Below are 14,747 nucleotides of genomic sequence, written 5' to 3' on the forward strand. Positions count from 1 at the left end.
CCTCACCTCGACTGCGCGGCGGACGGCCTTGCAACGGACAGCCTTGGGCTCCGGTCTGGCGCTGGCGGTCGGAGTATCGGTGCTGGCCGTCGAGGCCTGGGCGGCCACCAAGGTTCCATTGCCGAAAGCGCGCCCCATTGCGCGCAGTGCCGCACAGGCCCCCACGGCCGTGGCGACCCCGGCGAAGCCGCTCGCGCCGGATGCTGCGAGCCCGGCTCCCGTAATCCAGCCCGCCACACGCCAGCATGCGGCAATTCCACCTGCTGCCAAGAAGCCGATCGCCCGCGCCGCGGTGGCGGCAACAACATCCACCCCACAGGCGGATGCCGAAACGCTTGAAAACGTCATCGAGCTGATCCGCAAGCGCAAGGGGTCGGAAGCCGCGCAGGTCGTGCAAACGATTGGCGATCCAGTTGCGCGCAAGCTCGGCGAATGGATCTATCTGCGCAGCGATGACAATGGCGCTTCGGTCGAGCGCTACCGCGCTTTCGTCGCCGCCAATCCGAGCTGGCCATCGCAGACCTTCCTGCGACGCCGCATCGAAGCGGCGCTGTGGGACGACAAGCGCGACGACTCCGCGATCCAGTCCTATTTCGAGAGCGAGAAGCCGATTTCCGCCAAGGGCAAATTCGCTCTGGCCAAGTCGCTCCTCGCGCGCGGCGACCGCGCCGGCGCGGAGCGGCTGATCCGTGATGCATGGCGCAGCGATCCGTTATCGGGCGATACCGAGAACATGGCCATCGACATGTTCGGTCCGCTGATCACACCCGGCGATCACAAGGCGCGCATGGACATGCTGCTCTATGGCAGCGATTCAGATGCCGCGCTGCGCTCTGCCAAGCGCCTCGGCGGCGCGCAGATGGCGCTCGCGCGGGCGCGCATCGGCGTCACCAAGAAGGCATCGAACGCCAACGCGCTGCTCGCCGCAGTGCCGTCCGAGCTGCATAGCGACCCCGGCTACATCTTCAGCCACATTCAGCAGCTGCGCCGCGAGGAGAAATTCGGCGAAGCAGCGCGGCTGATGATTGCAGCGCCGCGCGAACCGCAGCGCCTGCACAATCTCGACGAATGGTGGATCGAGCGACGTCTCACGGCGCGCAAACTACTCGACGTCGGCGAACATCGCTCGGCCTATCTCGTGGCACGCGATGCCGCCCTGCCCGCGCGCGACATCTACAAGACCGAGCAGGAGTTCACCGCCGGCTGGATCGCGTTGCGCTTCCTGAAAGATCCCGCAACTGCCGCTCAGCACTTCGCACGTATCGGCGTCGGCAGCGTCAATCCGACAGCCCTCGCCCGCGCCGGTTACTGGCAGGGCCGTGCTGCGGAAGCCGCAGGCCGCAGCCAGGAAGCGCGTGCCGCCTACACGCGCGCAGCAGAGCAATCCACCAGCTATTACGGCCAGCTCGCCCGCGCGAAGCTTGGCCTGCAGCAGCTCGACATCAGCGGCGCGTTGACCGCCCGCGCGCGGGGGCTCGATCGACTGGAAATCGTCCGCGCGGTGCAACTGCTCTACGCTATGGACGAGCGCGAAGTCGCCATCCCGATCTTCGCCGATGTCGGCGAGAACGGCGATCCAGAAGCGGTGCTCGGCCTTGCCGAGCTCGCGCAACAGAACAAGGATGCCCGCGGCACATTGCTGGTCGGCAAGGCGGCGCTCAATCGCGGCCTGCCGTTCGATCACTATGCCTATCCGACAACGGGCATTCCGAGCTACCGCCCGATCGGGCCCGAAGTCGAGTCTGCCGTGGTCTATGCGATCGCACGGCAGGAAAGCGCCTTCAATCCGGCCGTCGTGTCGCCGGCCCAGGCCTATGGTCTGATGCAGGTGACGCCGAGCGCGGCGCAATACGTCACCAAGCGGCACGGCGGCACCTATGACCTCTCACGCCTCAAGGGCGATTCGGTCTACAATGCGACGCTGGGCGCCGCCGAACTCGGTGGCCTGCTCGAAGACTATCGCGGCTCCTACATCATGACCTTTGCCGGTTACAACGCGGGCCGCGGTAGCGTGCGCAAATGGATCGAACGCTACGGTGATCCACGTGACCCCAAGGTCGATCCGGTCGACTGGGTCGAGTCGATTCCGTTCTCGGAAACGCGCAACTACGTCCAGCGCATTATGGAAAATCTGCAGGTTTATCGCGCCCGCTTCGGCGGTGGCTCACGGCTGCAGATCGAGGCCGACCTGCATCGCGGTGCCAGCAGCAGCGTCGAGTAGCATCAACCAGGACAGTGCGAATAAGTCGGATGGGTAGACCGCAGACGCGTAAGCGTCGAGCGAAATCCATCCTACGCCTTGGCACAGCGATCGATCACGCAAGCAAAAACCCCCGGCAGTTTCCTGCCGGGGGTCATTGTTTCAGATAGCGATTGCCGTGAGGCAGTCGATATTAGAACGAGCGCAGGATCTGAACCGAACCGTTGTAGAGGTTCTGGTTGCTCGTGTTCAGGACCGTACCAGCCGGCTTGCCGGACATGCTCGTCACGGTGTAGGTGCCGTTGAGGTTCTGCTCGAGGCGGCTGTAGGTGAATTCAGCCGACAGGGTCAGGTTCTTGACAGGGGTCCAGGCGGTACGGGTACCGATCTGGGCCACGGCGAAGTCGAAGTTGCCGGTGCCGGCGAAGGTGCCAGCGCGAGATGCTGCAGCCGACGAGCTGCTGGTGCCCGGGCCACCCGTGGTGAGGCCCTGGAATGCGGCGAGCATCAGAGCATTGCCGTCACCGTACGAGATGCTGCTGTAGCTGCCGAACAGCGACGTGCGCCATGCCGGGTTCCAGTAGTGCTCGTAGAAGCCGGCGACCGACCAGGCTTCGCTCTGGATGATCTGGCCATTGGTGGTGTAGACGCCATCGAGAACGTAACCGAAGCCGATGGTGTTGCCGTCGACCTTCGCGAAACGACCGCCGCCCGAGGTATCGGTGGTGCCGCCAGCGATCGCGTACTTCGCTGCGCCCTTTGCGTAGGTTGCTTCGAGCTTCAGAGTGTCACCAGCGCCGGTGGGCAGGTTCTTGAATTCAACCGCACCGTTGACTGCGAAACCGTACTTGTCGTCAGCGTGACCGGTAGCTTCGTTCGCGCCGTAGAAGCCCGGGGTAGCAGTGTGCATCGCAGCGCCGAAGTGCAGCGTGCCCCAAGCCTGGTCGAGGCGGATGTTGCCGACGACGTCAGGAATGTGGTTGCCGCCGTAGGCATTGCCGAGGAACGTGTTCGAGGTCGTGCCGTAGAACGCACCCGTGAACGTGCTCGCGCCCGGTCCGGTGATGAAAGAATTGGTATTCCAGAGGCCGGCGTTGCGGTAGGCCGAAGCGTTTTCGAGCGAGATCGTCGCCGACACGCCGTTACCGAACGAAGCGGTGTAGGCGATCTGCGGGATACCGGTCGTGTTGTTCGAACCTGCCATGAAGCCCGACGAGATGTAAGGCTTGTTGAGGGCCCACTGCGGATCGAACTGCGAGACGGCCTTACCGAAGGTGAAGCCGGCGAACTGAATGAAGGCGTAGTCGACTTCGGTGAAGCCACCAGCGATCGATTCACGGTTCTGCGAGAAGTCGAACTGCATGTTCGCGTAGGTACGAACGACACCGTATTCGGTGGCAGTGCGGGTATCGGTGGTCAGGTTGATACGTTCGCGGGTGATGAAATAATCCTTGGTCCAAAGATTATTGCCACCAGCGCCACCCTGCCAGAACGGGGTGTCGTAAGCTGCGGCGTTGAACGAGGTGTCCAAACGGATCGCGCCGCCGATCTTGATGCAGGTGTCGGTGCCCGGGATGTAGTAGAAACCCGCGCCGTAGAGGGAGCAGATCTTCACGTATTCGACCGCTTTGGCCTTGACGGGAAGATCGGCTGCCTGAGCTCCGCCAACGGCGAGCAAAGCTGCCGTCGAGCCGAGAATAAGGCCCTTAATCGTCTTCATGTAAACCTCCAAGTTGCTTTAGGGAAGGTTCTGCAACGGGGTGGAGGCCACCCTGAAGACAAGTCCCCTTAATCCCTGACAACCCGCAAACGCTCCGAAACGCAAAACCCGTCGCACGAGCGTGCCGACGAGATTCAGGACGAACCACCTTACGGGACGACCTCGGGATGCCCCCCTCCGTCGCACCGAGACCATCTCCTAAGGCTTCTCGCTCCGCAACAATGGAACGCCTCAAAGCGGCCTCCATTCGGCCGTTTCCTAGGCTGTGTTGCTTAAATCACACGGACTCGTGAATGCGAATTCTCGGCAAGCAATTGTTTCAAAATCAGAATTTCCAGCGCCGCATTTCAGGGCACCGATCCATCCCGTAACGAGCAGAAACACATTCCCACTCGCATTCGATGTATCTGGCCGACTTTGCTGGCCCATCGGCCGAATCGCCTCGCATTTGCCGGAGCGATAAATTCCGGGCGGATGGCAATCGATAAACGGCCTCGGGGCCCATTTCCCAGCGGCAAATGCACCACAGGCGGGCGCGGCATCTGAATATTATAAAGACACATCCACATCGGACGTGTCCGATTTCTGCGAACATGCGCTGAAGACTGCGATCTGGCGCTTGCGGCTCGCGACGGTGTCGGGCATATGCAGCAATGATGGAGCTGTGGCCGAGTGGCTGAAGGCACCGCTTTGCTAAAGCGGCATACCTCTCAAGGGTATCGAGGGTTCGAATCCCTCCGGCTCCGCCATTACCTCTTTTTCGCTTGAAATAACGCAACTAAAACAACGCCGTTCAAATCCCGGCGTTGTACGTTTTGTTGCGCGAATTGTTGCCCGTTTTAGACTTTTTCAGTGATTTTGGCTGCCGGACTATAACCCGTGGGGGTATCACCTAAGCCACTGATCTTGCAGCTCAGGCCTGGAGCCGTGGAGCAGAGCTGCAGCGCCCGATACCAAGGCCTCCGGATGTACACCCCGGCCGAGTCGTTTATATTGACGGACGCGCCGCGCCTAACAGCGAAGTGACGTTTTCGAAGGTGTCGGCCACGACGACTGTGTCGTTTTTTCCCCCCCCCCAAAGAAAAGCTTAGTGCCGTTCGCGGCCAGGTGCTGTACGGTGATCGCACCTAGCTAGTGGAGAACCTGTATCGCCGTCATCACGCTATAGCTCGACCGTCGGTCGGTCCCAATGCGTGCGGCACAACCGTGAACATGTGCATGACGGGCGGTGCGGCGAAGAACGGCGCGGTCAGCGGTCGATTGGCCGCCATGTGCGACGATGTCCGGTGCGCGGCGAGCGCGGCCTCGTCCTCGTAGATTTCGATCAGCGTGTAGCTGTCGGCCAAGGTGCGCGACTTGAGCAGTTCGTACAGGCGGTTACCCGGTTCGTTGGCACGCACCGCAGCAGCCTGGACCGCGAAGGCGTGTTCAAATGCGTCGGTGCTACCCGGCGCGACTGTGAGTTCGACCATTATCCCGATCATTGTATCGTCTCGCATCTACGGCCCGACGGCAGCCCGGCCCATCACCGGGCCGGATCCAGCGATGGATTATGCCTTGCCCACGAACTCCTGCGCGGTGATGGCGTTGGCGTAGAAGGGAGCGATCTCGGCCACGAAATCGTCCCGCTGCTTGCGGGTATAGCCGGCCGACGCGTCGTAGATGACGTTGGTGTGGCAGCCGAGGTCGTGGGCATTACGCATCGAAGACTCGACGCACTGGCGCAGCGAAAAGCCCGACAGGTAGATCTCGTCGATGCGGTTGTTGCGCAAGTAGCCGTCGAGCGTGGTTCCGACGAAAACGCTGCTGCCGCCGGCGCGCTCGCGAACGACATGCTCGCCCGCCGCCGGCTCGAACCCGGGGAAGAAATCGGCCTGCTCACCCAGGAACGCGCCATGGTCGCGCGTCATCTTGCGCAGGCCGTACTTGGCCTCGCCCAGCACCTTGAATGTCGGCTCGAACTTCAGCGCTGCGTGGATCACGTGCAGGCCGCGACGGCGGGCCTCTTCGGGGATGATCTTCGAATTGGCGATAGCGGTGTCGACCTGCTCCCGGTCCTGGAACGCCGGATAGATGCCACCGGTCGGCGAGAGCCAGTCGTTGACATATTCGATTAGGATCAGCGCGCTCTGGATGCGTCGGTCATGGTATAACTCCTGCGATGTTGGTTAGGATCAGGCGGCGATCATCGCGCCTTGCTGGCGCAGGTGGTCGCGAAACAGGTCGGGATAGGTGTCGATGACGGCGTTCTTGACGCTAGGTCGCTCAGCGAGCGCCGCGCGCCACGCCGTAACGCGTGGCAGGCCCGCGAAGATCGGGTCAGCCACTTCCGGATCGATGATCCCGAAATAGCGGAACAGCGGTGCGTAGACCGCATCGACCAGACCAAAGTCCGGCCCGGCGAAATACGGGCCGTCGCCCAGCTCGGCCTCGATCTTGCTCAGCCGATCACGGAAGGCGGCCCGCTTCGCGTCGGCGGTCGCCATGTCCTTGGCGTGGAGGAACTGCCAGCCCTCCGTAAAGGTCTGGGTGGCGAATTCTATCCAGGCGCGATGCCGGGCACGCAGCAATGCATCGTCGGGATACATCGCCGCGCCACCCTGCGTCTCGTTCAGATATTCGCAGATGACCACGCTTTCGAAGAGGATCGCATCCTCACCGTTCGGCTGGCGCACCTTCAGCACCGGCACTTTGCCGGTCGGCGACAGGGCCAGAAACCAGTCGGGCTTGGCCGATAGATCGACGTTGACCCGGTCGAACGCCACCCCTTTTTCGAGCAGGACGATCGCGGCACGCTGGACGAATGGGCACAGCGGATGGCTGACGAGAGTGAGGTTTTGCTCGGTCATGATGGTGTCTCGATGTGCTGGAACAGAGATCAGAGCGACTGGCCGCCCGACACGTCGAACGTCGTGCCGTTGGCCCAGCCGAAATCGTCGGACAGGATGGCTGCGACCGCGCCGCCGATGTCGTCGGGCTGACCGACGCGGCCTAGCGCGATCTTGCTCGCGACGAAGGCATGAGCCTGTTCGTTATCGCGGACCCTACCACCGCCGAAATCGGTGGCGATGGCACCGGGCGCGATGGCGTTGACGCGGATCTGCCGCGCGCCGAGTTCCAGCGCCATGAACCGGGTCAGCGTCTCGAGCCCCGCCTTGGCCGCCGCATAAAGGCCGAAGCTGGCCATCGACGTGCGCGTGAAGCCCGACGAGACGTTGAGGATGCGTCCGCCATCGGCGAGAACCGGTAGCAATGCCTGCGTCAGGAACAGCGGTCCGCGCAGGTGCATGTCGATCATCGCATCGAACTGTTCCTCGCTCGCGTCAGCGACCTGCACGTGGACGACGGCACCGGCGTTGTTGACCAGATAGTCGAACCGGTCGCTGCCGAAGCGGCTCCGGAGCGTCTCGGCGAAGGATGCGGCGAAGGCCGGAAAACTCGCCACCTTGGTGACGTCGAGCGCGAGCATCGCCGCCGTGCCGCCCAGCGCCTCGATCTCGCTTACCAGCGCATCGGCTTCCGCCGCGCCCTGGCGATAGGTGCCGACGATGCCGACGCCGCGACGGGCGAGGTGCAGCGCCATGCTGCGACCGAGGCCGCGGCTGGCGCCAGTAACGAGTGCAATCTTCTGAGACATGGCTACGTTCCTTGTGATTTTGGTTTTCCGGACGGCACGCCGCTGAGGCGTCGTATTGGCTGCCAGTCAGATAGGCGATTGCTGTGTGCGACACCCCGCCTGATGCTCTCAATTGCTTGCCTAATTGTCTCAGACTCTTTGCAGGCGTGAAGATTGGTGTCATGCTTGTTGGCATGACCGACAACCTACAGCCGCATCGCGATCTCGCCCTCCGCCACGGGCGGATCGGAATGAATTTGACGCCAATCCCGCGCCTGGAAATCGGCGTGGGACAGGCGACCTCGGGGACGTCACCATGTCTCTACCGCTCGATGATCTGCTTCATTCTGCAGGGATCGAAAGAGGTGGCCATCCACGACAACCTGCTGCGCTACGACGCGTCTCAATACCTGGTCAGCGCACTCGATCTTCCCTTGAGCGGACAGATCCATGACGCTGACGACGGCAGTCCTTTTGTGGCGGTTTCGCTGGTCCTCGATCCGGCGCTTCTCGCCGAGGTCGCATCAACGATGCCAGCGATGCGCGACACGGACGCGCCAGGCAGCGGCATCGCGATCAATCCGATGACTCCGCCGCTGCGCGACACGCTGCTGCGACTGCTGGCGTTGCTCGACACGCCGGCGGACATCCCGGCGCTCGCACCGTTGGCTGAACGCGAATTGCTCTATCGTCTTTTGCAGGGCTCGCAGGGGCGACTGTTGCGCCACATCGCCCGCCCAGAAGGCGCGATCGGCGGCATCCGGCGCGCGGTCGAATGGATTCGGGACCACGGCAACACGCGGCTGCGGATCGAGGCTCTGTGCGAAGCTTCTGGCATGAGCCGTGCGAGCCTGCATCGCCACTTTCTCGCGCTGACTGGATTGAGCCCGATCCAGTATCAGAAGCAGATACGCCTTCAGGAGGCGCGCCAGTTGCTGCTCGCCGGCGACCGTAGTGCATCCGACGTCGCCTATGCGGTCGGCTATGAAAGCGCCTCTCAGTTCAGCCGCGAATATCTGCGGCAGTTCGGGGCTCCGCCCGCACGCGACGTGCGCAAGCTCAGGCAGTCGATCGACAATCAAATGATCAATTAGTCGGCCGTCAGCTTCGAAGCTGCTGGCTCCAGACTGTTCAAGGGAGCCGGCGGTCATCGCGAAATGGCGAGCTGTCGCGTTCGACTTCCGAGTTTACCAGCCTCTTCGGCAAGTATGAGGCGCAACGTCGTGCCGATGGCACAGGACCCAATGATCGGGACGGACGAAGACTGCCGCCTACTAATCGACTGGATTTTTCGGCGCTCTGTCTGGCTAAAGCTATGGAGACCCATAGGGACGACCGGGACATCGGAAGCCGTCCCCTGTGGGCGAAGCGCCAGATCGTGGGCAGTCGTATATTCCGCTGTTCTTGAGTGCTTGGTCTCCGGCGTCATAGCGCTAAGGCGGAGCAATATTGCTCATCATCGCCGTGCGGCCCGCCCTCACCGTCCACGACAGCATGGACACCCTCCCCGGACGACGCTCACGGTCGCCGCCGAGGCGTCAAATCCTGGATGACGGATCTACCAGGTCTGATTCCGCGAATTGTCGCCAACGCCATAGCCGTAGCCGGGATAGGACTGCGATACCCCGCCTCCCCCGCCGACATAGCTGCCCCCGCCAAGATAGCTGCCATAGGCATCGCGCGGAGATGCGCGCCTCACCTGCCGGTTCTTGCGTGCCGCACTGATATCGGTGGATGCGACAGCAATGGGCGCGCGGATCGATTGCGGATATGCGGGTGCCGATGCAGCAACTGCAGGCTGGGCTCCGCTGATGGCAATACCCACCAGAGTCGCGAGGCCGCTGGCGCGGATGATCGATGCGAGCGTGAGTTTCTTCGTCGACATAGCATTGTCCTTTTTGTTGCGCGGCCTCTCAGCCTCGTTGCAAGCGACGAGACAGACATTGGGGCGCACATGCCCGTTACAACCGTGATGCTCGTAACAAGGCCGTGACGTGGCTACGGTACATTCGGAAACATGCGAGGGAGTGCGCGATATGAAATGGGCTGCCGCGATGGCCGTCGCGATGGCGATCTCATCTGCCGCCTCGGGGCAGACCCTCAAGCTGATGGATCTCAAGGAGGTCGATCCGGCGCTGCTCAGGGATATCTACGGGACCTGGGAACTCCAGGACGCCAAAGGCAGCAAACGCTGCCGCGTCGTTTTGAAGAGCGACAACACCATCGGCGGTTCACAGATCGACGTGGCCAAGGACTGCGCCAGGACTTTCCCCGTCATGGAGGAAATCGCGGCGTGGCGGCTCTATGAGGGTTGGACGATCGGCTTTGCCGACGCGACCCGCAAACTGCGCATCCAGTTCTCGACGCCGGACAACCGCTATGTGGCGGAGCCGGAGACCGACGGCATCTTTACCATCGTCAAGAAGTAGCGGCTCATCACACTGCCCCGGCGGGCATCGCGCCTGCCGAACCACCGCGAAAACACGTAGTCGGATCAGTGAACCGTCGACAGCCAGGCGCGGGCATCGCGCTGCGCGGCGGCGATCTCGACATCCGACATCATCTCGGCGACCTCGCGGCGCATCGGGATGGCGTCGACCCGGCCCTTGAGGGCAGCGAGGTTGAACCACTTGTGCGCGGCGACGAGGTCAACGATCCCCGAACGGCCCGACGCCCAGTACAGACCGCGCTCGAACAGCACGTCCTGGATGGCGGTCTCTGCGATCGGCATCGCAGCTTCAAAATCGATCTGCCCCTGAAACATCGGTCATTCCTTTTTTTGCTTTTGCCGCCCCAACCGAGCGCGGCTCCTGTCCGTTATTTGATGCAATCCCAACCGCCGTTTGCCGGCTTGTTGGGATCAATATGACCGATCAAATTTGAAGAGCAGTTTAAGTATCGGGATGAACGAAATCTGAAGAGCCGAAGCCTGAATCGGCCCGTACGCGGCCAGAAACCCAGTATTTATGCGGGTTTTCTGCATTTTTGCGGAATTCGGTTTACCCTGCTGTTTGGGGATACCGTAACCATCTCGGCAGCGTCAGCGACCAGAGGTAAGCGTCGGCGACCAGGGATATTAAAAGGGCCTGCTCCGCACATGCGACGACGCCAATGCGAGATACGTCACAGCGAGCAGATCAAAAGCTATTCGGGATCGGGACATTCAAAGCGCCGGGGATGAACCGCACCGGCAAAAACGAGGGCGTCGGCAACACGTCAGGATCATATCTCATGTGGCCGGAGCCACCGATGAAACTGCGGACCAATGATCCGCACCGAATAAAGAACGCCAATCACGGAATGACCGGCTTCTTTGCCGGACCGGCTCGCGGCGAGAGCAAGCTCTGCCTCGAAGTGACGGTCCAGCCGTTTGACCTGATGTCTCGCCGACACCCTCTTTCGTCGACCAGAGCTGCGATCAATATCCGCTTCGAGAAGCAAATTGTCGTCGAGGCTCTCGTGACGTCGCCGGCGTTGCCACCGGCGTCGATCGTGGCAGAAGAAGTTACTTCTTCTTGGCGACCTTCTTGGTCTTCTTCGCGGTCTTCTTCACAGCGCTCTTCGCTGCCTTCTTGACGGTCTTCTTGACTGCCTTCTTCGTAGCTTTCTTGGCCATGTTGCCCTCCATAAAGAGATGACTTGATCGCTGCGTGCACTCGGGAATCGAAATGCACTTCATCCCGAATACACCAACGATTTCAAAAGAACAGTCTCCCGCTTAAGGAAGTGTTGATGAGCGCAACGCGCCACTTCCCCCACGGGCTCAGTCACAACTTGAAATCCGGCACGCGAGGCGACGCGAGAAACGCCCGAAAACGTTGCGTCCACAAATGTCAAGATTGCAGAAAGTGCTTATTTTTTCCGTACGCCCGCAATTCGTACTATCAAACAACTACACAAACTTCTGCCGTCCCCAAGCGTGAGTCGGGGCACTGAAAACAGGTGCCGCAGACTCTGAGTCGGGATTTTTGGCAATGAAAATATTTTTCGGGAAAACGCGTTCGCGACTTATCGGTGCTGGCCACAACCGCACTTTTTGTCGACTGACGGCACGCCGATTCGCGATCTGATCCCGCGCTCGTGACCGTTCATCGCGTAGGTTACGACGCGCCAACGAGGTCTGCCAAAACGAAAACGGCGCCGCTCGAGGCGGCGCCGCGGTCATCGCAAGGCCGTCGTCAGATACCGAGCTTGCTCTTGAGGAGGTCGTTGACGACCTGCGGATTGGCCTTGCCGCCCGAGGACTTCATCACCTGGCCGACAAACCAGCCCATCAGAGCCGGCTTGGCCTGCGCCTGCGCGACCTTGTCGGGATTGGCTGCGATGATGTCGTCGACGACCTTCTCGATGGCGCCGGTGTCCGTCACTTGCTTCATGCCGCGATCTTCGACAAGCGCGCGCGGATCACCGCCTTCCGTCCAGACGATCTCGAACAGGTCCTTGGCGATCTTGCCGGAGATCACGCCTGAGCCGATCAGGTCGATAATGGCAGCCATCTGCGCCGCCGACACCGGTGACGACGCGATGTCCTGGCCTTCCTTGTTGAGGCGCCCGAACAGTTCATTGATCACCCAGTTGGCGGCGAGCTTGCCGTCGCGCGCTTTGTCGGCAAGCCCGGCGAGCGTCGTCTCGAAGAACTCGGCACTCTCGCGCTCGACCACCAGCACGGCGGCGTCATAGGCCGACAGGCCGAACGCGCTGATGAAACGTGCCTTCTTCTCGTCCGGCAGTTCCGGCAGCTCGGCCTTCAGCGCGGCAACATAGTCCTCGCTGAATTCCAGCGGCAGCAGATCGGGATCCGGGAAATAGCGGTAGTCATGCGCCTCTTCCTTGGAGCGCATCGAGCGGGTCTCACCCTTGTTCGGGTCGTAGAGCCGCGTCTCCTGCTCGATGCTGCCGCCATCCTCCAGGATGCCGATCTGGCGGCGCGCCTCGTAGTCGATGGCCTGGCCGATGAAGCGGATCGAGTTGACGTTCTTGATCTCGCAGCGGGTTCCCAGGGGATCGCCCGGCTTGCGGACCGAGACGTTGCAGTCGGCGCGCAGGTTGCCCTTCTCCATGTCGCCGTCGCAGGTGCCGAGATAGCGCAGGATGGTGCGCAGCTTCGACACATAGGCCTGGGCCTGCTCGCTGGAGCGCATGTCCGGCTTGGAGACGATCTCCATCAGCGCGACGCCCGAGCGGTTGAGATCGACCGAGGTACTGGACGGATTGCGGTCGTGCACCAGCTTGCCGGCGTCCTGTTCGAGATGCAGGCGCTCGATGCCCACGGTGGCGGTCTCGCCATCGGCCAATTCGATCGTCACCTCGCCCTCGCCGACGATCGGCGACTTGTACTGGCTGATCTGGTAGCCCTGCGGCAGGTCCGGATAGAAGTAGTTCTTGCGGTCGAAGGTCGAGCGCCGGTTGATCTGCGCCTTCAGGCCGAGCCCGGTACGGACCGCCTGCTTCACGCATTCCTCGTTGATGACCGGCAGCATGCCCGGCATCGCCGCATCGACCAGCGACACATGGCTATTCGGCGCACCTCCGAACTCCGTGGACGAGCCGGAGAACAGCTTGGCGTGAGAATTGACCTGGGCGTGGATCTCCAGACCGATGACCATTTCCCAGTCGCCGGTGGCGCCCTTGATGAGCTTCGAAGGTTTGACAGGTGCGTTCATGGAGCGGTTTCTACCGCGACCGCGGGCGCGGGAAAACCCCCAGTGAGGCTTTCCAGCGTCGCTTCCAGGGCATTTGCCCCTACCGATCAGATGCCCGAAGCGAAAGCCCTGAACACGGAGCTGGCACGCAACGTCTCGCGACCGGCGAGGATCAAGTCATCGACCTGCCCCTGCGGCAGCTGGAAACGCGTCGGAACGGCTTCGAGCACTGCGGCACGCGCCGGATCTAGCTGATCGAACCCAAGCCGGCCGACGAAGAGCTGCAGATCGGTACAGCGCCAGCCGGGCCCCGCGCCATAGCGGGCTCGCTCTGCCGCCGACAAGCCGCAGCGCCACTTGATCAGCGACGATTGCCAGTCCTTCATGGTTCGGTCGAATGCGGTGTAGCTGGAGCCGATGCTGGCATCCATGGTGGTGTCCACCGCAGCCTTGATCAGATCGACGCCTTCAGGCCCTTCCACCGTATTGATCCAGTTGCCGGAGAGACCGACTTTGGAATCCACCACCATGAAGATCCCGCGGCGCAGCCGGACCGCCTGCTGCGGTGTCATCGGGCCATAGGGCGTCTCGGAGGATTCGCGCACGATGGTCAGCGCAGAGACGCCGTAATTGTCGACCAGCCCGCCATCCATCAGCTTGATATAGGGCACCGCGCCGTCGCGGTAACGCATCACTGCCTTGGAATAGGCACTCAACATCGGCGACGCATTGCGGTTCGCGGCTGCGCGCGCGACCCAAGGCGGCAGCGGCTCGTTGCATGTGCCGGGGAAGGCCTGCACCACGGCCGGCGCAAAGGCGAGCGGCACCGCAGCCGACGCAGCCACGGCGCCCGACAGCGGATACTTGCTGAGATCGCTGCAGATCGCGGCGAAGGCCGTGTTGTCGAACACGAACGGCACGCGGTTATAGATATCCGAGGCGTTGATCCAGACCCGTGGCGAACCGCTATTTCGCAGGCTGCCAAAAGTCGCATTCTGGAACAGATTGGCGTCGAGCCAACTGGTGAAGCCCTTGGAGTCATTGATGCCGCCGCCCAAGGCACGGCCGATAGTACCTAGCGACAACTGTGTGGTCAGTCCGGCCTCGGCATTCTGCAGCAGGAAACGTTCACGGAAGTCCGACAGCGCCGCGCGCTTCTTCAAACCGTAATAGGCCGCCGTGACCGAACCGCCGGAAACGCCGGACAGAAAGTCGATGCGCTCCAGCATGGTGTCGGATGCGCCGCGCATGCGGATGCTGCCAAGCTCTTCCAGCACGCCAAACGAGAATGCCGCGGCGCGCGTGCCACCGCCTGAGAACGAAAAACCGATCAGCAGGTCGTCCTGCTCGGCAGCATCCTTGAAAACGGCGTCGAGATTGGGATCGAGGGAGGCGCCGGCCAGCGGCACGTTGGCGGGAAGGTTGTAGACCGACGTACAGCCCAGCAGCAGCGCACAGGTCGTGACCACGACACCGATCGAACGCAACGCACTCATCACTTCTCTACCGATCCCACAAGACGGCCGCACCAAACGGCACGGACCGTGTCCGGACGGTCCCCAATCCGGA

General features: G+C 62.1%; 12 protein-coding genes and 1 tRNA gene. 4 read left to right on the forward strand and 9 right to left on the reverse strand.

What is annotated here, in order from left to right; all coding sequences use genetic code 11:
• The first annotated feature begins 61 nt into the window (after positions 1-61).
• On the forward strand, positions 62-2,221 hold the full coding sequence (locus AB7828_RS08690; RefSeq protein ID WP_441232211.1) for a transglycosylase SLT domain-containing protein: 2,160 nt from the start codon (positions 62-64) through the stop codon (positions 2,219-2,221).
• A 172-nt stretch (positions 2,222-2,393) separates the two neighbouring features.
• Here AB7828_RS08690 and AB7828_RS08695 read toward each other — a convergent pair whose 3' ends face one another.
• The gene (locus tag AB7828_RS08695; protein ID WP_441229941.1) at positions 2,394-3,920 is read right to left on the reverse strand and encodes a porin; all 1,527 of its coding nucleotides are present in this window, start codon (positions 3,918-3,920) and stop codon (positions 2,394-2,396) included.
• A gap of 658 nt (positions 3,921-4,578) precedes the next feature.
• On the opposite strand from AB7828_RS08695, the gene AB7828_RS08700 reads away from it, so the two are divergent.
• A tRNA-Ser gene (locus AB7828_RS08700) sits at positions 4,579-4,669 on the forward strand.
• 408 nt (positions 4,670-5,077) lie between these two features.
• Here AB7828_RS08700 and AB7828_RS08705 read toward each other — a convergent pair.
• The 4 genes from AB7828_RS08705 to AB7828_RS08720 all read right to left on the reverse strand — a co-directional run bounded on the left by AB7828_RS08705 (position 5,078) and on the right by AB7828_RS08720 (position 7,557).
• Positions 5,078-5,392 carry a putative quinol monooxygenase gene (locus AB7828_RS08705; RefSeq protein WP_309945319.1) on the reverse strand — a complete coding sequence of 105 codons (315 nt, stop codon included), beginning with the start codon at positions 5,390-5,392 and terminating at the stop codon, positions 5,078-5,080.
• Positions 5,393-5,470: 78 nt separating this feature from the next.
• Positions 5,471-6,055, reverse strand: coding sequence for an isochorismatase family cysteine hydrolase (locus tag AB7828_RS08710; RefSeq protein WP_441232212.1), 585 nt, complete (start codon positions 6,053-6,055; stop codon positions 5,471-5,473).
• Between the two features lie 39 nt (positions 6,056-6,094).
• Complete coding sequence (locus AB7828_RS08715; protein WP_120287780.1) at positions 6,095-6,769, reverse strand: glutathione S-transferase family protein; 675 nt, start codon at positions 6,767-6,769, stop codon at positions 6,095-6,097.
• Positions 6,770-6,798: 29 nt separating this feature from the next.
• Positions 6,799-7,557 carry an SDR family NAD(P)-dependent oxidoreductase gene (locus AB7828_RS08720; RefSeq protein WP_309945317.1) on the reverse strand — a complete coding sequence of 253 codons (759 nt, stop codon included), beginning with the start codon at positions 7,555-7,557 and terminating at the stop codon, positions 6,799-6,801.
• A 173-nt stretch (positions 7,558-7,730) separates the two neighbouring features.
• On the opposite strand from AB7828_RS08720, the gene AB7828_RS08725 reads away from it, so the two are divergent.
• Positions 7,731-8,630, forward strand: a complete 900-nt coding sequence (locus tag AB7828_RS08725; protein ID WP_231081111.1) for an AraC family transcriptional regulator — start codon at positions 7,731-7,733, stop codon at positions 8,628-8,630.
• A 464-nt stretch (positions 8,631-9,094) separates the two neighbouring features.
• Here the strand turns inward: AB7828_RS08725 and AB7828_RS08730 are convergent, their stop codons facing one another.
• The gene (locus AB7828_RS08730; protein ID WP_231080356.1) at positions 9,095-9,421 is read right to left on the reverse strand and encodes a hypothetical protein; all 327 of its coding nucleotides are present in this window, start codon (positions 9,419-9,421) and stop codon (positions 9,095-9,097) included.
• A gap of 151 nt (positions 9,422-9,572) precedes the next feature.
• On the opposite strand from AB7828_RS08730, the gene AB7828_RS08735 reads away from it, so the two are divergent.
• A complete protein-coding gene (locus tag AB7828_RS08735) occupies positions 9,573-9,965 on the forward strand; it encodes an AprI/Inh family metalloprotease inhibitor (protein WP_231080355.1) in 393 nt (130 codons plus the stop codon).
• Between the two features lie 65 nt (positions 9,966-10,030).
• On the opposite strand, the gene AB7828_RS08740 is transcribed toward AB7828_RS08735, so the two are convergent.
• The 3 genes from AB7828_RS08740 to AB7828_RS08750 form a co-directional block, all read right to left on the reverse strand.
• Positions 10,031-10,300, reverse strand: coding sequence for a hypothetical protein (locus AB7828_RS08740; protein ID WP_068732448.1), 270 nt, complete (start codon positions 10,298-10,300; stop codon positions 10,031-10,033).
• A 1,414-nt stretch (positions 10,301-11,714) separates the two neighbouring features.
• Positions 11,715-13,199: an Asp-tRNA(Asn)/Glu-tRNA(Gln) amidotransferase subunit GatB gene (gene gatB, locus AB7828_RS08745; protein WP_441229942.1), complete on the reverse strand. Its 1,485-nt coding sequence runs from the start codon at positions 13,197-13,199 to the stop codon at positions 11,715-11,717.
• Positions 13,200-13,285: 86 nt separating this feature from the next.
• The gene (locus tag AB7828_RS08750; protein ID WP_441229943.1) at positions 13,286-14,674 is read right to left on the reverse strand and encodes a patatin-like phospholipase family protein; all 1,389 of its coding nucleotides are present in this window, start codon (positions 14,672-14,674) and stop codon (positions 13,286-13,288) included.
• Between the last annotated feature and the right edge of the window lie 73 nt (positions 14,675-14,747).

Origin of the sequence: Tardiphaga sp. 215_C5_N2_1, from assembly GCF_052076055.1 — a bacterium.
In the GTDB taxonomy this organism is placed as follows: domain Bacteria; phylum Pseudomonadota; class Alphaproteobacteria; order Rhizobiales; family Xanthobacteraceae; genus Tardiphaga; species Tardiphaga robiniae.